The sequence below is a fragment of the Microcoleus sp. LAD1_D5 genome (assembly GCF_036702115.1).
In the GTDB taxonomy this organism is placed as follows: domain Bacteria; phylum Cyanobacteriota; class Cyanobacteriia; order Cyanobacteriales; family Microcoleaceae; genus Microcoleus.
On sequence record NZ_JAUBSA010000019.1, the window covers coordinates 37143 to 56115 of the forward strand.

An 18973-nucleotide genomic window follows, 5' to 3' on the forward strand; every position below is an offset into this window, starting at 1 on the left:
TTAAATTGCTATCAAGGGATTTCGATGGGTAAAGATATAGTAAATTTTGTGTTACCAGGCACACTTTCTACTTGCAGTGCACCTTGGTGTTTTTCCAGAATTTTTTGAACTATATCTAATCCCAAACCGCTGCCTTCACCTGGAGGTTTAGTTGTGAAAAAAGGCTCAAAAATTCTCGGCATAATCTCTGGAGGAATGCCGGGGCCACTGTCGGTAATACTGACTGATATTGCGTTCGCTTGGTGTTTGACATCAATTTTTAACACTCCTTTGTTGCCCATCGCTTGTAAAGCATTGTGAACCAAATTTGTCCAAACTTGATTGAGTTCATCAGGATAGCATAGCACAGAGGGCAAATTAGTACCATAGTTTCTGACCACTTCCACACCGTGTTTGATTTGGTAGTGGTAAAGCGTTAAAACAGTATCAATACCGGCGGTAATATTAGCGATTACTTTGGAACCCGACTGGTCGTAACGAGAGTAGCTTTTCAAAGCAAAAACAATTTTGGCGGCCCTATCTGTGGCAGTAGCAATAGTTTTAGTGCTTTTTTGTACCGTAGCAAATTGGTAGGCTGTTTGTACAATGTTTCGACTTTGGCTGTCTTTCAATAAAGGTAAAAAAGGTTCTACATTATTGCCGATGCCGATATCTAATAAGGTACAGGCCAGACTGTCGGCGTCGTCAATATTTTCCGATTCTAGTTGCCCCTGCAAAAGTTTTTTTAACTGACGTTTTTCTTTACTAGATAATGTGTCTGTTTCTTGGCGGGAATTTTCCAGCAAAGCAAAGAAATCCTGTCGCTGTTCCGGGGATAGCTGTTGGAAAAATATCGGCAACTGCTGCAATTGTTCGATCCAGAAATCAGCGATGTTCTGCACAGAAGATCGAATTGCCCCTAAAGGAGAATTGATTTCGTGAGCAACTCCGGCAATTAACTGTCCGAGGGCTGCCATTTTTTCTGATTGAATGAGTTCTTTTTGAGTCCGCTTCAGTTCTTCTAAGGTATGAGATAATTCTGCATTTTTTTGGCACAGCGCTGACTCGGCTATTTTGCGGTCGTTGATGTTGCGGGCAACCCAAATAACTGCATCTTTTGAGAACAGAGAAATGCAGGCGGAAAACCAAATTTCGCGACCACAAACTGTTAAGCTGTAGTCAAAATTGAGAGTTTGTTGTGTTTCTAACACTTGCTGAACTAACACCCACCAATCATCCGGGTTGTCCTCGTCAAAAAAATGTTCGATGGTCAAGCTGACTATATCGCAATCAGGCTCAGAAGCCGCTGCCACATTCGTTGGCAAAATTTCTATGTTCCGCTGACTGTCTAGCACGAGAACGATGTCGGTCATCGCTTCAAAAACGGCGCGGACTTTCCTCTCAGAAAAGTGCAATTTTTCTTCGAGCAATTTTCTACCGCTAATTTGTTGCTGCAATTCTTCGTTAGTGGCTGCTAGTTGAACCGTGCGGTCTAGAACTCGCTGTTCGAGTTCGGTGTTGAGGCGGCGAACTTCTGTTTCAGCGGTGGTGCGGTCTTGTATTTCGTTTTTTAACTGACTGTTGGCATTAATTAATTCTAAAGTTCGCTGTTTGATTTGTTCTTCCAAATTATCATTTAAAATTCGCAATTTTTCCTCGACTTCTGTTCTCCGCAACGCTTCTTTTTGCAATTCTTCGTTCATTTGGTTCAACTCCTGAATTTTATCGGCAACTGTTTCCTGCAAAAGCTCGACATTGGCGTGCATTTCTACCGGATCTAAGGCCTCCAGCAAGCTAATTTCAGTCACAATTCCGGCTAAATATCCTTCCTCGTCCACCACCACCAAGCGCCGGATGCGGTGCTGCTGCATTAACTGGTGAGCCTGCCACAAGGTGGCTTTTACCTGTAACGGTATCAGCGGAAAACTCATCGCGGCGGTGACTGGAGTACCTGCGAAATCTAGTCCAGAAGCTTGGAATTTAACAATGTCGCGTTCTGTAATTATGCCCACAGGTTTCTGATTTTTGTTGTCGCTGTCAGTGCAAATGACTATGCAGCTTTTCCGCTGGGTTCTCATCTGTTTTGCGACTTCTAAAACTGAGGCGCTGCTTGAGGTAACTATTACTTGTGTAGTCATAATTTCTTCGGCGCGCCACATTTTCAGCAAGTCTGCCGGCTTGAGGATTTGACGGATGCTTTCGCAGGTGATAGCGCCTAGCAAGTTGCCACCTTCGTCTAGGAGGGGTAAATGACGGATTCTTTTCGATCGCAATATGCTCAATACCTTGAAGATATTCCCCGCTTTATCGAGGGAAATGGCGATCGGGTTTTCAGTCATCACCTCAGAAATTGCCACCCCTGCTAGCGGTATTTCGCTAGCAGTTATTTTCACAACATCGCGTTCTGTAAAAATTCCCAGCAATTGCTGCTCAAACGCGATTAAAATGCAACTGGCACTCGCCTGAGTCATGGCAGCAATTGCGACTTTCAAGGGTGTGTCTGGAGGCAGCACCGGCAGTTTGGGGTCGATCGCCTGTTCTAGCAAGCTTTGGGTATCAGAAACTGTTGTTGACATGGGCAAATCAAAGGGGAGAGATGCAGGCGGAACCGCCACTTAATAACATTTTAGATTTCAGATTTTACACTCGCGGCTTGCTAACCGCAATCGAGATTTGACATCGGTCTAGAGTTGTATTTTTAGTCGCGCATTGGTATGAATTTTAGTGTGATCGCGCTAAACGGCGATCGGAATTAACACCATACACGTCCTTTGACCGATAACTGATGTTACTTCTATTTTACCCGAATGTTTTTCCACACTTTTTTTAACAATCTCCCGTCCCCAGCCGCTGCCTTCGTCGGCGGGTTTTGTGGTAAAGAACGGATCAAATATTCGTGGCCAAATTCCCCAGAAACTCAGTGCCCACTGACGAGCAGGCTCTGATTTTCAGCTCTCACCTCTACTTTTAAAACTCGGCAATTCTCTATCGCTTGTAAACCATTGTGCATCAGATGTATGAACACTTGTTTGAGTTCGTCTGGATCACACAACTATTTAGGCAGGGGATCTGGACAATTTCTGACAACTTCTCCTCTGCCTTTTAGTTGTTTTAATCAAAATTAAACAGACTTTTAATGGGATTATTAATAGTGGGAATTCCTTTTTTGGGAAACACTTAAATCGAGAATATTTTTTGAATCAAAAAATACTTTTGTGGCTCTCTCTAGCAAATTATCTTCTTGGGAATATGTGAATAAATGGCCGAGATTATCTGCATGAGTCAGCCAGTTAAGCACCATTTGATGAAATATTTGCTCGCAGTGCAAGTTGATGGATTCCTTCTGTTTAGCAAGCAGGTTGCTCGATTCAGAAAATTCGCGTTTTATTTCTGTAATTTCTAGCCCTACAAAATAGGAATATTGCGATTTTTGGCACAATAACCCACAACTTCAAACTCAGCGTTTTTGAGAGCACTTTAATAGCTTTCTCGGAATATTAATCGGGTTTCCCTGACATGAAACTTGCTGTGAGCGATACAAGCTGCTACTAAATATAATATCCTGCCTCTGAGGCTGTGGGCATTGAACATCGATAACTGTAGCTATGTGTTGCAGTAACTAGCAGCCCAGAAAATCACGGTGCCCCCAATTGTAAATAATAACCCTGCCTTTGCGCGCAAGCATTCAAGGCAGGGTTATTATTGAGTATTCCGAATTCTCAAGGGTGAAGCGAGGGCGCTGCTGCCGACTTCGGCTGCCGAGCAGTGCACTACTCGCCCAATCGAGTTATTTTAGCGCTGCGTTCGGCCAACATCAGCAGTACATAAATAGTCATTACATAGCCGGCGGCCAGAATGGGAATAATTAGAGGAATATCGCGATAAATCATAATTAGAACCAAAAGTCAACGACGAGGAGGAGCAGGACAAGTTCAAGACCTACTACATTAAGTCAGCACGCAAGACCATGCCTTGGTTCTGAAGGATGTTTTTCCATATCAAGCCTGCGGGAACATTTAGGCGTTCCCGGTCATCAATAATGATTTACTGCTTTACAGATGCTTAAACAGCCTAAAACCATCCACTTTAGCTGCTTTGAGCTACCGTGCACATAAGATGCGCTACTCTTAACTTCTGAAAACTTTTAGCCGCGAGGAACTAAAAATCTGTCCCAGAAATTTTGGCTGCGATCGACTAACAAGGCTGGCTCTACGAAACTTTTACAGGCACTTAAAAGCTACCTGGCAGTCTGGCTGTACTTAATGTATAGAATTGTTTAAATCCTTAATACCCATAATAACACAGGGTTTCTGGGATTTAGAGATTTTTTGGCAGTGTCCTTAACAATTCGATACAATAGGGGCAACCCCTCTGAGAGCCGGCAACTCGCCTCTGGCAGTCGGGTGACTCCCATCGGGTGACAGATGACAAATAACTGCCGATCGCCTAGATTTTTCTTTTCTATTGCAGAGAATTACCTTAAAATAAAGATATGATTTGTAAAATTTTGTTACTTTACGGCTTGAGTCGGCGTATCCATGATCTCTAGCACTCTCCTATTTTCCTCGGTTGAAGAAGACCTGCGACTGTTGACAGAAAACTTAAAACAGTTAGTGGGTGCCCGTCATCCCATCTTGTACGCGGCTGCAGAATACTTATTCGGCACAAAGGGAAAACGAGTGAGACCCGCAATCGTTCTGTTGATGGCCAAGGCGACTATGCCCGATCGGGAAATCACGGAAAAACACCGCCGCCTCGCTGAAATCACGGAAATGATCCACACAGCTAGTCTCGTGCACGACGACGTGGTGGACGAGTCGGATCTGCGGCGCGGAGTGCCGACTGTTCACAGTCGGTTTAACAACCGAGTGGCAGTATTGGCGGGAGATTTTCTGTTTGCTCAATCTTCCTGGCATTTGGCAAATCTCGACAACCTGCCAGTAGTCAAACTGCTTTCAGAAGTGATTATGGATTTAGCTGAGGGGGAAATTCAACAGGGACTAAATGGATTTGACACCAGCTTGTCGATCGAAGCGTACCTAGAAAAAAGTTATTACAAAACAGCGTCTTTAATTGCCAACAGTTCCAAAGCAGCGGGCTGTTTGAGCGAGGTTTCAGCGGAAATAGCAGACGATTTGTACAACTACGGTCGCAACATTGGTTTGGCATTCCAAATAGTAGATGATATATTAGATTTCACCGCTTCAACGGAAACTTTGGGGAAACCGGCAGGCTCGGATCTCAGAAGCGGTAATCTGACCGCACCAGCACTATTTGCCCTAGAAGAAAAGCCTTACTTGGAAGTTCTCATAGAACGCGAATTTGCCCAAGAAGGAGATATAGAGCAGGCCCTGGCACTTGTAGAAGATTCTAAAGGCATAGAGAGATCGCGAGAACTAGCAACAAATCACGCACAGAAAGCCGTCGAATACTTAGCTGCGCTGCCCCATTCAGAGTCCCGTCAAGCTCTGATTGATTTGGCTGAATACGTTTTGAGTAGACTTTATTAGAGGTTAAAAAGTTACATTTTATTGGTAATGGGGAATTGGTAATGCGTAATTCCCAATTCCTAATGCCCTGTTACCAATAAATAGAAAATTGAGTCGTTTAGGCAATATCCGGCGGTGGAGCCGATCGATACTGTTGCAAGTAAACGTTAATTAAGCTCTGTACTTGCTCGCGAGGAATTTCCGTCCCGACTTCCTGATTGCCGGGACTTTCAAAAAAAACAATGCTGTCAAGACCTTCCAGAGCTATCATCTGAAATAAAATGTGAGTGACAGGCAAAAGCACCGGTCTGAGACGATCGCCCCCAGCAGCCGCAGCCTGCGACGCATCTTTAATACTATTCCAAGCATAAATCACCTTCTTCTCCCGTCCCGGTTGCTTGAGATTGCTCAAAACCACGATCGCCCAACTTTGGTCTACCGCTTGCAGGATCGAGTATTCGAGGTGCTGTAGCTGTTGGGCAATTAACACCAGTGCCGGGGCGATCGCCTTTAAGATTTGTGGCGTCGAACCGTCGGGCGGAGCTTTTTGGATCAATGCTTGAATCTGTTGATCTAAATCCATCAGTCAGTTCTGTGATATCTAAAATTAAAAATTTCAGGTTAGCAGGTCCGCATCCAAGTATATATTACCGATCGCCCGCTATGACATTTCAAGCCTTTGGGGGCATTCTTCACCACTCATGAGCGGGCTGGCTGCTGATGGCGCACCTTACCCCAGATGGCGACTCCAAGAATTTGTTGGCCGCTACTCTTATATATCTATTGTTCATATTTATAGTTGGTCGATCGTCCTTGACGCTACCCATACCTGCCGTTGCACCTCGGCCTCATCAGCTACACCCCTAATTTTTTCGTTGTTAACGGCCCCACATTTACCTCAAGTGTAACGAAATATTACAAGATGACGCTAAAGCAGCATAGAGGCTTGACAGCAAAGAATTAAGTGGCTAATCTGATATACATACCCGGGTAAGTCAATTCACTGTCATATGCAAGAAAAGCAAAAAGTTACATTGTATCTTCCACCAGAACTGCATCGCCAGCTCAAAATCCGAGCCGCAGTCGAAACTGAACCGATGTCATCAATTGCAGAAAGGGCAATTGTCTTCTACCTAGGAAATCCCGAACTGGTTGACGAAGTAGAAGCCTCCTACGGACAAACCCATCGGGTATACAACTGTCCAGAATGCACGGGTTCAGTAGTAATGCGAGATGGAGAACTGGCATCGGTAACAAGTCAGCCGAGCGTATTGGCTGAACAGGATCTTCCCGTAAAGCAGGTGTCGGGCGTCGCCGTCAGCACGGCCAAACCGGGAGAGGAAGAATTGGTTCCCTGCTAAGAATGCCTTGCTTCCCAAAAAGCTAAAACTGAAATTTTCAGTAACAGGGCGAAGGGCAGCATTGAGATTCAGCAAAGATAGCACCGTCTCTAGTGGGTCGAGGAATATGCAAGAAGAGATCAGTATTCTAATCCAAGCTCAATATCCTCTGATCTACCTCGTGACATCCGAGGAAGAGCGGTGTGAGCAAGCAATTTCGACAATAGCTCAAGCAAAACCACAGCGACGAGTATTTATCTGGACTGTAACTCACGGCATTGTGGAGTATGGTCAACCCCGCACCACCACCCAACACAACACCGTCTCGCCAGAGGCAGCAATTGAATGGGTGATCAGGCAGCGAGAACCCAACAGTAACGCTAGCATCTACATTTTCAAAGATTTGCATCCTTTTATAGATTCTCCTCCGGTAACGAGGTGGTTGCGCGATGCGATCGCCCACTTCAAAGGAACGCAAAAGACAATTATACTGATGTCTCCTTTGCAGCAAATTCCGATCGAGCTAGAAAAGGAAGTAGTGGTATTAGACTTCGCGTTGCCAGACATGAAGGAACTAAACCAAGTATTGTCTGGTCAGTTGGAGCAAACAAAATCGCGACGCATTACTACAGAAGCGCGAGAAAAACTTTTAAAAGCAGCCTTGGGATTGACCAAGGACGAAGCTGAAAAAGTTTATCGTAAAGCCCAAGTTTCGACTGGGCGCCTCACAGAAGAAGAAGTAGACATAGTTCTTTCGGAGAAAAAGCAATTAATTCGGCGCAACGGCATTCTAGAGTTCATTGAAGAAGACGAAACCCTGGATGCAGTCGGCGGTTTAGAAGAGCTGAAGCGGTGGCTGAGACAGCGTTCCAACGCCTTTACAGAAAGGGCGAGAGAATACGGTCTGCCCCAACCAAAAGGGATGTTAATTCTCGGCGTACCCGGATGCGGAAAATCGCTGATTGCCAAGACCACCTCCCGCCTCTGGGGACTGCCCCTGCTGAGGCTAGATATGGGTAGAGTCTACGACGGCTCGATGGTGGGTCGCTCGGAAGCCAACCTCCGCAATGCCCTCAAAACCGCAGAATCCATCTCTCCAGCCCTCCTGTTCATCGACGAACTAGACAAAGCCTTTGCAGGAGGCACTGGTTCGGCAGACTCAGACGGAGGCACCTCCAGCCGGATTTTCGGTTCGTTCCTCACTTGGATGCAAGAAAAGACTTCCCCAGTCTTCGTAATGGCAACAGCCAACCGAATCGAGCGGTTGCCGGGAGAATTCTTGAGGAAAGGCCGATTCGACGAACTCTTCTTTGTTGATCTGCCTACAAAAGAAGAACGCCAAGATATTTTTAAGATTCACCTGTCCAAGCGGCGTCGGGAAATTACTCGCTTCGATTTAGAGCAACTTTCCAACGTTTCCGACGGCTTTTCAGGTGCAGAGATTGAGCAAGCGCTAGTAGCAGCAATGTACGAAGCCTTCGCTCAAGATAGAGAGTTTACGCAGCTAGACATCATCGCGGCCATTAAATCTACAATGCCACTGTCTAAAACAATGACCGAACAGGTCACCGCCCTTCGAGATTGGGCTAGACAGCGTGCACGGCCCGCTGCGTCTTCCGTCGCTGAATACCAGCGAATGGAATTCTAAAAGCTTTCTCCTGGTCCAAACAGGAGCAAAGGCTAGCAACAGCTAGCAGTTCGATTCAAGAGCCGCCAAGCGGCACCGTTAAATCCAGACCGTTGTTGTTTCTCTCTCAGTTGTATTAGGAGGAAATCCAATGTCTCACTTTAGCACACTGCGTACCAAAATCACCGATGCCGAAATCCTGAAAGCTTCCCTGCGCGACTTGGGCATTTCAGTCAAGTCAGAAGCTGATGTTCGTGGCTATAATGGTCAGCGCGTTCGCTCCGACATCGTGGCGATTCTCGAAGGCGAATATGACCTGGGTTGGTCTCGCAATAGCGATGGTTCTTTTGACCTGATTGCCGACCTCTGGGGCGTCGCCAAAAAACACAATCAAACTGAGTTAATCAACTCCATCAACCAGAAGTACGCAGTTAACAAGACCTTGGCCGCAGTCAAGCAGCGCGGTTTGCAAAATGCCAACGTTAAGCTGGTAGTGCAAAACTAATTGATCTGCAGGTTTCCAAGCTCGCGGGTTAACCAAACAAACGGGTTAACCCGTTTTTAGCTCGCTAGGATGTAGAGGGGGGTCTTTGGGCCACCACATACTTTTTTAGCACCCCCAAGCAGCAGCTTTCAACCTGAAAGCTGCTGCTTTATGCTTTAATGGTCGGCTACCTAATGCTTGGGGCAATCGTCGATCGTTTGTTGATAAATTTCAAGTATTCGATCGACTTTGCGTTCCCAATCAAAATGCTGCCGGACTCGCTCCCGTCCCGCACAACCCATACTCTGCCGCAATTCTGGTGAATGAGCCAGCTTGAGCATCGCATCTGTCAGTCCCTTGACAAATCCTTCTTTAGAAGTCGGTTCTACTAAAATACCGCAAGTGGAATTCAGATAATCTGCAGGGCCGCCCCAGTTCGTTGCTATGACTGGCAAGCCCACGGCCATTGCCTCCATCACCACTGCCCCGCCGCATTCCCGCAAACTGGGAAAAACCATTGCATCAGCTTGTTGCATTTTGAGAGCGCACTCCTCCTGAGACAGCCAGCCACTAAATACCACCCTGCTCTCGATGCCTAAACGAGCTGTTTGAGCTTCGAGTTCCCCTCGGATGTGCCCATCACCGATGATTTCCAAGACTGCATCGGTTTGAGCTGCGACGGGGACGAAGGCTTCCAGCAGCAAGTCTACAGCTTTCCAGTCGATCAGTCGGCCTAAAAAAATAAAATGAACCTGCCCGGTCGCTGCTCTTGATAAGCTAGAGTCCGATCGCCACACCGAGAAATCCACGCCGTTTTCCACAAGTTCAATAATTTTACCCTGCACCCCAGATGCAAGTGCCTGCTTCGTGCGATCGTTTGCCACTAACAGCGTCTCGGCTTTGATTTTACCGGGAAAAAGACGATTGAAGAAATCGACGCACTGGTGACCGATCGCGATTAAAATATCAATGATAGGATTTTGGCGCGATCGAAAAGCCAGAGGAAATTTAACCGACGTGTTCATCGGCCCGATAACTACCGGCACTCCCAATCCGAACATCAACGAAGGAACTGTTGCCGAGACTGGTGTCGGTTCGTGTACAACATCAATCTCGTGTTCGCTCAGGAGCCGCCGGACAATACGACGCTGTAGCACTTGGGTGTACAGGTGAGTGAGCAGTCCAAAAGTAAAGTCATTCACTCTTTCAGGGATAAATCGCCCGCAATTGTTAAGCAGCCGGTGCAGCCAAGTGTCGGGTACAAAGTGCATTCGATCACGCTCTTCTGGAAACAGTGCTGTGAGTTCTGCCTGGGTGCGGGCGTGCGCCACTAACCATGTCTCTATTTGGCGCGATCGAAGTATCCGAAAGTAGTTGACCGGCAGCAATGACTCGCCGCCGAATTTAGTTGAGGCATTCTGAGCAACAATTAAAATTCGCATAACTTGCTTGGGACTCAACTGAATTTATGTACTCTGAGATTAAATTTCTTCTTGGGAATAACTAAGACGGGTTAGTTATTCCAAGTTTTTCCAAGCACTGAGCTAAAGTTTCTGCACTGCGGCCGTGGCTAAATTTGGCGATAATTTTTTTCCGAGCTTCCTGACTGAGGCTCAAAGCAAGTTCTGGATTTTGGAGTATATTGGCGATCGCATCTGCCATTTCTTCGGGTTTTTCTGATTGGACTAATACAGCATCCGCGCCGTCATCTACTAGCTCAGAAGTTCCGCCTACATTAGTAACTACCGCCGGCACCTCCATCGCCATGGCTTCCATCACAGCAACCGGAACTCCTTCATTCAAACTTGCCAAAGCAAAAACGTGAGCTGCTTCTAGACCTTGGCGAATTGCCTGTTCCGAAACCGCCCCAAGTAGCTCCACGCATTCGGACATCGATTTATCTTCAATCATTTTTTGTAGCTCTTGGTGATATCCGCTGCCCCCTTGTTCATCCTCGCCTGCAATTTGTAGCCTCACGTCAAATCCCCGATTTCGCAGCAATTCTACCGTCTCAATCAAGTATTTGTGACCTTTCACCGGGTTGAGGCGGCCGCAAGCAAAAATCTTGCACGGACTTCCTTCTTGCCAAGGTGTGTAAGGGCTGCTGCGTTTAATTTCGGCAAAATTAACTCCCATTGGAGCAACAGCTAATTGTTTGGGAAGAAAGTTCGCTAATTTATGTTTGACATCATTGAGAAGCAGTTGAGATATGACGATCGCAAAAGCAGCATTTTTCCACTTTTGTTCCTGATTTGACCCGTACACTTCTAGAGTAGGCCCGTGAAGAGTCATACTGTAAGTACAGCCTGTAAGAATTGAGTTAAATAAGGCTATATTGGCGGCATTCGCACAGGAATGAACGTGGATGTGAGACCAACCTTTTGTTTTTGTTAACCCTGCTAGTTTGCCAGCCACAAAAATCCATGCCAAGAGTCGCATCTTTTCAGATAAGGATGTGTCACTGGCTTTGACAATAACTGCGAGGCACTGCCACCATGCAGCGGGGCCAGCTTTGAGAACCTCTAGGAATGAGTTAATAAAATCTTTCGCAGCAAAGGGAAATAGATAAACAGTATTTTTTTGAGCTTCTTCTGCCCATACGTGAGAAGCGATCGCTCTAGGGGGCGGTTGAGTTGATACTAAATCTGTTTCAATTCCAAGTTCTGCCAGAAATTGTCGCTCCCGCCACAAAAAGATGTGTGTTTGTCCGGGAAATTGTGGAATAAAGTATCCAATTTTTGCCTTCATTTCTTACCTGCTTTCTCATTTTTTACTCAACAATATCGCTCTACTATGTCGATACACTAACACTTTTTTCACCGAGCGTTTTTTCGTAAATCTCGACGATTTTTATGGCTTTGTTTTCCCACGCAAATTCTCTGGCTTTTTCGATCGCCTTAGCTGACATACTTTCCCGCAGCCGATCATCTTCGACTAACAGCTTAATTTTACTTGTCAACTCCTGGGTGAGATACTCTCTAGAAATTGGCTCGATCTTAAAACCAGTTTCTTCATTCACGTATTCACCAATACCGCCGTTATTAGCCACAATGCAGGGGAGTCCGCAAGCCATAGCTTCCATTACCACTGCGCCGCCAAACTCTCGGATCGAAGGGAAACAAAAAATATCTGCTTTTCTGTAATAATCCAGAGTTTCTTGTTGATTTACCCATCCGGCAAAGCTGACTATTTCGCCTAAATTAAGCTCCTTCACTCGGTTTTCCAAGTTGTTTCTTTCTGAACCGTCTCCTACTATGCTTAAGCGGATTTTACTTTGAATTATCGGGTCTAATTTCCCAATAGACTCAATTACAATATCGGCGCATTTGTAAGGAACTAAGCGACCCACAAAAAGCAGATTGATCTTGCTAACATCTTTATTAAGGATATTTGTCTGATTTAAAAATTCCTCGGAAATGCCATTTTCGTAAAACAAATCAATTCTTTGGTCAGGGATTGCAAACAAATCTTTTAGCATATTTAAAGTATATTTTGAACCTGCTAAGATTTTGTCGGCTTTTTGGTAAGTTTCTACATAACCTGGAATTAATGATCTACCAACTGCTCTCAAAAAGTTAAATTGAGCAAATTCTTGTCTTGCCGTTTCTTGAAAACCTGCTGGAAAGGGAATGCCTCCATTCACTGGCCCTAGAATAAAAGGAGTCTGCTGGCATACACTGACTACCTTAAACGGATAGCGCGGCATCATGGGGGTAATTGCATGAACTATGTCATAATCTCCGTTGAGGATTTTTCCTTTGAATTTTTGATATACTTGTTGATTGAATTGCTCATATATTGGGTAGTTCAAGGCATGATAAATTGGCCAATTAACTCGCCCGGTTGCGGTAAGTTTTTCGACTATTTTATAATATTGCTTGGCTAACTTTCCTTCTTCCAGGTAGATGTTTTTTTTATATTCTGGGTGTTTTTCAAAGGCTGGTTTATTTCTAATATGGGTAACGAGTGTCGCATCAACTAAATGGTTTATTTTTTGAAAAAAATTGTATCCAACCAAAGGTACTGATGCCCAGTCAGGATTGCACTGTTCTACAATTAGTAAAACTTTTAATTTTTTATTACTCATTTGTTTACTACTCAGGGGTGGACTTTCTGGGACGTTAGCTGTCATTCTAGCTGGCTGAATTAATAGACTTGGTGGTTTTGTATTCGATTAGCTTGCTCTGCTGCCCCAGCAATCGGCGCTGGTGAAACTGGATTTGACCTTGTAGCTGGGGAAATTTGGCTAATACACATGACAAAGCGTAGATGGCTGCGTCTTTAGTTGTGAGATCGCGATGCTTTATATAATAGTTATAGGTGCGAGAGGTTGCTAAGGGGTAGCCACTCAATAGTAACAAGCTCCAGCCTTTTGTCGACCATGTCATTGCCAAGGCTAGCGCTGGCAAGACTAAGCCCCAAAACCAGGTGCTACGGGTTTCTTTGACCCAATGGCGCTCTGGTTCGCTGCCGTGCATCCAGGAACCTTCGGCATAGGCGTGACCCGCTCTTTGAGCCCGCTTCCACCACTGAGCGAAACTCGTCATTTGCGCGTCGTGCAGGGTCATTTCTGCATCTAAGCGAAGGATTTTCCAACCTTTTTGGCGCAGCCGCAAGCACAGTTCGGGTTCTTCGCCGGCTATTAGTGCGGGATTGAAACCTTCGACTTGCTGAAATGCTGTGGCGCGCATCATGGAGTCGCCACCGCAGGCTTTGGTTTCGCCGATGGGGGTATCCCACTCGATGTCGCACAATTGGTTGTAGATGCTTGCTTCGGGGTATCGTTCGCGCCTGCGCCCGCATACTGCTGCTACGTCGGGTTTGGCTGCGAGTTCGCTGTAAGCTCGATCGATCCATCCATCAACTACTTCGCAATCACCGTCCACAAATTGGACAAATTCGATGTCGGGTGCTAGTTCCAGCAAGCGGGCAAAGCCTTCATTTCTGGCGCGTGCTGCGGTAAACGGTATAGATAAGTCTAGTTCTACTGTATCGGCCCCGATCGATCGGGCTAACTCTAGGCTACCGTCTGTTGAGCCGGAATCGACGTAGACGACGCGGGCAACTTTGTCTGTGGCCGAGACTAGGCACTGGCGGAGGCGCTGCCCTTCATTTCGTCCGATCGCTACTAATCCTATTTGTTTCAAATTTTCTTTCTTGAATTCGACTACTGACGAGTTCATTTTATATTATAATAAAATTCCCGCTACTTTCCTAATTTTTCTGCTACTTCTAGAAATTATTGTTCAGACTTCCTGGGGGTTTTTTCGATGATTTTTGCGGGAATTCCCACGGCGGTTGCACCGGGTGGCACGTCACAAATCACCACAGCATTAGCACCAATCAAAGCATGATCGCCGATCGTTACGGAGCGAATAATTTTAGCTCCTGCACCAATATCGACGTGACCGCCGATTTTCACATCAGCAACAATTGTCACCTGTTGAAGAATCAGACAGTTAGGGCCAATGGAAGCACTGGGATGAATGACAATGCCATTAGGATGAGGCAGCAGCAGTCCTCCTTGTATTTGGCAGTTTAAAGGGATGTCTGTTGCAGTTACAACGCTCCAAAATCGATGCTGGATCACGTTCCAACGGCATACAATATATCCTGCAATTCCACCCTGCTTCTGCCACTGTTGATAGTTGCGGATAGATTTTAGCAGTTGGCGACTCGGCTCCCACCACTTGCTAGATTTTTCGCGGCTCCAGTCTGCTTCTGTAGCAGAAATGATTGACTTAGTGATTGACTCAACCATTGTTTGTGCAGTGTTTTGATGATGTAGACAATTGTGCCTAGTTGTGCAATTTATCTTAAGAGGAATCTCTAACTTGACTAGGGAAATTGCTGGAATTAGGCCGCAGTTGGAGTTGATGTGTTGCCGTAGAAGTGGGACACTCGTAACTTTACGAGATCGGGTTCAATTTCGGGGTCGAAGCTGCCCTCGCGGCTGTTAATCAAATCTGCCCAGGACAGGCTTTGAGTTTCGGCTTGCAATTTTTTCACTAAGTCTTCCACGCGGCCTATCGGTCTGGCGGGGACACCGGCCACTATATCGCCCTCGGCGACATCTTTGGTGACGACGGCACCGGCGGCGACTTTGGTGACGACGGCACCGGCGGCGACGATCGCATTTGGGCCGATGGTGACGTTGCGAAGGACGATCGCATTGAAGCCGATAAATACGTTGTCGCGGATATCTATCTTGCCTACGGCCTCTAGTTTAACGTTGTAAGCCCGGTCAAGCATGGCGATCGAGCCATCGTGGCCGAGCAAGGTACAAGATGAGAAGTCAACATTGTTGCCGATGCGGACGTAGGCTGGATCTCCAAAGACGGTATTGGGCCAGATGCTGCAATTTTCGCCGATCGCGTACAAGTTGCCGTAGCGGCGGAGAAATTCGGTGTATTCTTCGGAACAAGGATTACAGAATTGGACGTACAAACCTGGGAACTTGCCGTAACGCATGGCAAGATGACGGATAATTTTTTGCACTGTTGATCTAAGCATTTTCCGGGTTTTTGGTAGATTGAAGAATCTTGGCGGGGATACCTACTGCTGTTTTGCCTGCAGGAATGTCTGATAAAACTACAGCATTGGCACCGATATTTACGTCGTCTCCCAAGTTTACTTTTCCGAGGATTTTTGCACCAGCGCCGACGTTAACCCGATCGCCCAATTGAGGGGATTCTAGCGGTTTGTCCAAATAGCGGTTTCCCAACGTTACACCCTGGCGGATAATGCAGTCGTCGCCGATTTTACAATATCCGTGAATAATAATAGCGTTTTGATGTTCAATCACCACGCGACGACCGAGCTTCACAGTGTAAGGCAAGTCTATCCCGTAACTATTGCGGACTTTTCGGTAGAGTGATCGATAAAGAATGCTCAAAGGAGCTCGAAGTAATTTCGGTTCTATTTGCATTCTCCAGACGCCAAAACGCTGCACTGCTACGGCACGAAATCCCGGTTTTGTCCAATCTCGACCATGAGCAATCCAGTCTTCTTTAATTTGCTGCCACAGTCCCAGGCCGGGAGTTTCTACTTGATTTTCACTGGTGATTAAGTTTTGCTCAGTTACCATAAGCTCTAATTCACACTATTTTTTGTTTACTCTATTGCTAGATGCCGACGATATTAATGGGTCTATCAGGTTTTTGAGGAAAAAGCAATCCGGTTTTATCGATCGAGAATACTAATTTATCGGCTGCATCATAAAATATTTTGCTTGCCTAGGTTAACCTGGTTTAGTTGGCTTTGACCGATTTACCAACTCCCTTTAAAAGTTTTTGGATTTTTCAATCTTACCCCCCTTTAAAAATACACTATTTAATACAAAATCCCTCAGCAATTGTGGTGGATCGCCATCGGGTTTGCCTTGAAGTGCGCGGCGCACCCTCCAGGCTGCAAAACCCGAAGCCCAGGATACATCAGTTAATGCTGTGTAAACCAAGCCGTAGTTTTTGATAAAGTACCTACGCCGGGAATCAAACCAATAGGTGGGCAGCCGCTTGGCGGGCTTTTTGGTGTCAGTGACGCCTGAGCTTTGGCCGACTAAGTGGACAACGCGACTTTCGGGTACGTACCAGCAACTCCAGCCAGCTTTGTTCGCTTGCAGACAAAAGTCCATTTCTTCGCAGTACATGAAATAAGCTTCATCCATCAAGCCAATCTTTTCAAATACTTCGCGACGGACGATCATGCTGGCTCCAGCTACCCAATCAGTTTGACAGGTTTCTTGGGAAATCGGAGGCGCTGCAGCCCAGTTGGCTAATAACTTGGATATAAAGCCTGTCCGCCAACCAAAATCGAGTTCCGTCAAGATGTTGTGAAACCGAAAAGCTGACTCCTGAGGGGTGCCGTCGGGGTCTTCCAAGCGGCTGCCGGCGATGCCGGCTTCGGGGTGGGAGTCCATGAAATCGACGAGGGCTTTTAAGGCACCGGGGCGAACTATGGTGTCTGGGTTGAGCAGCAGGAAGTAAGGGGGGGGATTGGTGGATTGGAGGGCGGGACGGATCAGGGCGTTGTTGCCGAAGGCAAATCCGCCGTTGCGGTCTAGGGGAACGAAGGATGCCCATTCGCTCCAGCCTTCTGAGGCGATCGCACTACTAATTTCTTCGACTGAGCGATCGCCTGAAGCATTGTCGCCAACTACAACTCGCATACCGGGCAGCGATTGCACTTCGCTAACTAGAGAGCGCAAGCAGTCAATTGTCAAACTAGAGGTTCGGTAGTTAACAATGACAACCAGCAGTGGATATGGGTGATTGGACTCGCTGGCCTTCGACATAAGTACCGTTGTTTGTTTAACAACTTTTTAACTCAAGTTGTACCGATCTGGCAAGCTGGAGCGATCGCTAATAGTATTTTTATTTGTTTGGGTGAGGGAGACTGTTTTTTCGGCCATATTTCGGAAGTATCGCCGCTCTGGATCAAAGTCGATACTGCCTGTAGGCTTGACTGGCGGCCCGGTGCAGCAGCGAATGTCGGTAAACTAACCCCTTAGCGTCATCGGAATAGCCCCCGCCAATCACGCAGGCAACGGGATAGCCGCCAGCCAAACACGCCATCAAAACTTGCATTTCCCGGCGAAATAAGCCCGTATCAGTTAAAGCTAATTTTCCCAGTTTGTCACCGTGATGAGGGTCTACTCCAGCATCGTACAAAACTAAATCTGGCTTGACATTTGAAAGCAAATCTGGTAAAAACTTATCCAATGTTTGTAAATATTCGTCGTCCTCCATACCGACAGGCAAAGGTACATCTAAATCGCCCTTTTGTTTAGTGCCTGGAAAATTGACTTCGCAGTGCATCGAGAAAGTAAAAACGCTGCTATCATCTTGAAAAATTACGGCGGTTCCGTCTCCTTGGTGGACATCTAAATCGACAATTAAAACTTTGCGAACTAAACCACTTTTTTGCAAGACGCGAGAGGCGATCGCCAAATCATTAAAAATACAAAAACCCGACCCAAAAGCAGGGAAGGCGTGATGAGTTCCGCCCGCAGTATTGCAAGCCAAACCGTAGTCTAAAGCGAGCTTGGCAGTTAGTACAGTTCCTGCAACCGCAGTGCAAGTGCGATTAGCAAGGGCCCGACTCCAAGGCAGACCAATTCGCCGAGTCGCTTTGTTATCGAGCGTCCCGTTGCAGTAAGCTTGCACGTAGCAGGGGTCGTGAACTAATTCAATCCATTCTTGAGGCGGAAGTTCGGGAGCATGAAATTGGGATTTATCTGCTACCCCGTCCGCGAGCAGCATCTGGTAAAGCATCCGAAACTTGGCCATCGGGAAGCGGTGATCCGGTGGCAGGGGTGCAACGTAATCTTCGTGGTAAATAATTGGTAAGTCCATTAAAATTATTGTATAACGAATGAATCTCCAATTGAAAGTCTGCAATCTCAAATTTAAATTCGCTGGAGAATCTGTATATGCAACAACTAAAAACAGTCTGGCAGTCCGGCAGCACTCACCCCGAAAATGCTGAAAATCTCGATAATATCAGGCAGTGGTGGGGAAACCTCAACGGCAAAGAAATTAGCTGGGTAGAGCGACTAATTCCGCAAATCGGCGGTCTGAGCGAAATTCACTGGCATCCCCAGCGTTTTGACGAAACATTTGTGATAGTCAATCCCGAAATTCGCGAGGAAACTCTCTATTGGTACATACCCGATTCTCCTGTCCAACGTAACAACACTGTTGACAAATTAGAACTTGATAACTTGCAACAGCAATTGTACATCTATCCTCAGTTGGAATCGGAACTGGTAATTCGCGTAGGAATTCCCGAAGTTAAATATCAAACACTTGAATTAAACAATCCCGAAATCGCCTTGGGCGAAGATAATATGCTGCTGCTGTGGGAATCTGACCAAGAACTAGAAATTAAAATTTACCTGAGCAATGAAAATATTGCTAAACTTAAGGAATTGCTGGCATAGAAAAGACCAAGACAAGAGTTTATAGGGTAGGCTATGGGCGCGGGATGATCGATCTATACTCTTAAGCTGTTGCGGCATTTAAATTGTATGTCAAAAACAATCAAAGAATGAGTG

Annotated in this window: 17 protein-coding genes; 5 read left to right on the plus strand and 12 right to left on the minus strand. The window is 46.2% G+C overall.

The annotated features are described in order from the left end of the window. Nucleotides 1-11 precede the first annotated feature (11 nt). Entirely contained in the window at nucleotides 12-2555 is a 2544-nt protein-coding gene (locus QUA70_RS10945) for a CBS domain-containing protein (protein WP_333346980.1), read from the minus strand. A 159-nt stretch (nucleotides 2556-2714) separates the two neighbouring features. Further along, on the minus strand, nucleotides 2715-2900 hold the full coding sequence (locus QUA70_RS28590) for an ATP-binding protein (RefSeq protein WP_445301487.1): 186 nt from the start codon (nucleotides 2898-2900) through the stop codon (nucleotides 2715-2717). 1617 nt (nucleotides 2901-4517) lie between these two features. Here QUA70_RS28590 and sds point away from each other — a divergent pair. Further along, on the plus strand, nucleotides 4518-5489 hold the full coding sequence (sds, locus tag QUA70_RS10950) for a solanesyl diphosphate synthase (RefSeq protein WP_190658411.1): 972 nt from the start codon (nucleotides 4518-4520) through the stop codon (nucleotides 5487-5489). Between the two features lie 97 nt (nucleotides 5490-5586). On the opposite strand, the gene QUA70_RS10955 is transcribed toward sds, so the two are convergent. Next, on the minus strand, nucleotides 5587-6051 hold the full coding sequence (locus QUA70_RS10955; RefSeq protein ID WP_333333201.1) for a hypothetical protein: 465 nt from the start codon (nucleotides 6049-6051) through the stop codon (nucleotides 5587-5589). Nucleotides 6052-6478: 427 nt separating this feature from the next. On the opposite strand from QUA70_RS10955, the gene QUA70_RS10960 reads away from it, so the two are divergent. The 3 genes from QUA70_RS10960 (at nucleotide 6479) to QUA70_RS10970 (ending at nucleotide 8940) form a co-directional block, all read left to right on the plus strand. Continuing rightward, nucleotides 6479-6829, plus strand: coding sequence for a hypothetical protein (locus QUA70_RS10960; RefSeq protein WP_333333199.1), 351 nt, complete (start codon nucleotides 6479-6481; stop codon nucleotides 6827-6829). A 106-nt stretch (nucleotides 6830-6935) separates the two neighbouring features. Further along, complete coding sequence (gene ycf46, locus QUA70_RS10965; RefSeq protein WP_333177654.1) at nucleotides 6936-8456, plus strand: stress-responsive protein Ycf46; 1521 nt, start codon at nucleotides 6936-6938, stop codon at nucleotides 8454-8456. 130 nt (nucleotides 8457-8586) lie between these two features. Continuing rightward, nucleotides 8587-8940 carry a DUF1257 domain-containing protein gene (locus QUA70_RS10970; RefSeq protein WP_006635781.1) on the plus strand — a complete coding sequence of 118 codons (354 nt, stop codon included), beginning with the start codon at nucleotides 8587-8589 and terminating at the stop codon, nucleotides 8938-8940. Nucleotides 8941-9110: 170 nt separating this feature from the next. Here QUA70_RS10970 and QUA70_RS10975 read toward each other — a convergent pair whose 3' ends face one another. From QUA70_RS10975 to QUA70_RS11015, 9 genes are all read right to left on the minus strand, one after another. Continuing rightward, on the minus strand, nucleotides 9111-10361 hold the full coding sequence (locus tag QUA70_RS10975) for a glycosyltransferase family 4 protein (RefSeq protein ID WP_333333197.1): 1251 nt from the start codon (nucleotides 10359-10361) through the stop codon (nucleotides 9111-9113). Nucleotides 10362-10422: 61 nt separating this feature from the next. Beyond that, complete coding sequence (epsE, locus tag QUA70_RS10980) at nucleotides 10423-11667, minus strand: exopolysaccharide biosynthesis GT4 family glycosyltransferase EpsE (RefSeq protein WP_333346977.1); 1245 nt, start codon at nucleotides 11665-11667, stop codon at nucleotides 10423-10425. 43 nt (nucleotides 11668-11710) lie between these two features. Next, the gene (locus QUA70_RS10985) at nucleotides 11711-13006 is read right to left on the minus strand and encodes a glycosyltransferase family 4 protein (protein ID WP_333346974.1); all 1296 of its coding nucleotides are present in this window, start codon (nucleotides 13004-13006) and stop codon (nucleotides 11711-11713) included. Nucleotides 13007-13052: 46 nt separating this feature from the next. Next, nucleotides 13053-14066, minus strand: a complete 1014-nt coding sequence (locus tag QUA70_RS10990) for a glycosyltransferase (protein WP_333347011.1) — start codon at nucleotides 14064-14066, stop codon at nucleotides 13053-13055. Nucleotides 14067-14158: 92 nt separating this feature from the next. Further along, nucleotides 14159-14680 carry a serine acetyltransferase gene (locus QUA70_RS10995; protein WP_333333191.1) on the minus strand — a complete coding sequence of 174 codons (522 nt, stop codon included), beginning with the start codon at nucleotides 14678-14680 and terminating at the stop codon, nucleotides 14159-14161. A 95-nt stretch (nucleotides 14681-14775) separates the two neighbouring features. Beyond that, the gene (locus QUA70_RS11000) at nucleotides 14776-15432 is read right to left on the minus strand and encodes an acyltransferase (protein WP_333346972.1); all 657 of its coding nucleotides are present in this window, start codon (nucleotides 15430-15432) and stop codon (nucleotides 14776-14778) included. Next, the gene (locus tag QUA70_RS11005; RefSeq protein WP_333333187.1) at nucleotides 15425-16006 is read right to left on the minus strand and encodes a serine acetyltransferase; all 582 of its coding nucleotides are present in this window, start codon (nucleotides 16004-16006) and stop codon (nucleotides 15425-15427) included. Before QUA70_RS11005 ends, QUA70_RS11000 begins: the two co-directional genes overlap by 8 nt. Before the next feature lie 195 nt (nucleotides 16007-16201). Continuing rightward, nucleotides 16202-17212 (minus strand): glycosyltransferase family 2 protein, encoded by a 1011-nt coding sequence (locus QUA70_RS11010; protein ID WP_333346969.1) that lies wholly within the window; start codon nucleotides 17210-17212, stop codon nucleotides 16202-16204. 142 nt (nucleotides 17213-17354) lie between these two features. Further along, nucleotides 17355-18272 (minus strand): histone deacetylase, encoded by a 918-nt coding sequence (locus QUA70_RS11015; protein ID WP_333333183.1) that lies wholly within the window; start codon nucleotides 18270-18272, stop codon nucleotides 17355-17357. A gap of 77 nt (nucleotides 18273-18349) precedes the next feature. Here QUA70_RS11015 and QUA70_RS11020 point away from each other — a divergent pair, with 77 nt between their 5' ends. Further along, nucleotides 18350-18859, plus strand: coding sequence for a hypothetical protein (locus tag QUA70_RS11020; RefSeq protein WP_333333181.1), 510 nt, complete (start codon nucleotides 18350-18352; stop codon nucleotides 18857-18859). Nucleotides 18860-18973: the final 114 nt, after the last annotated feature.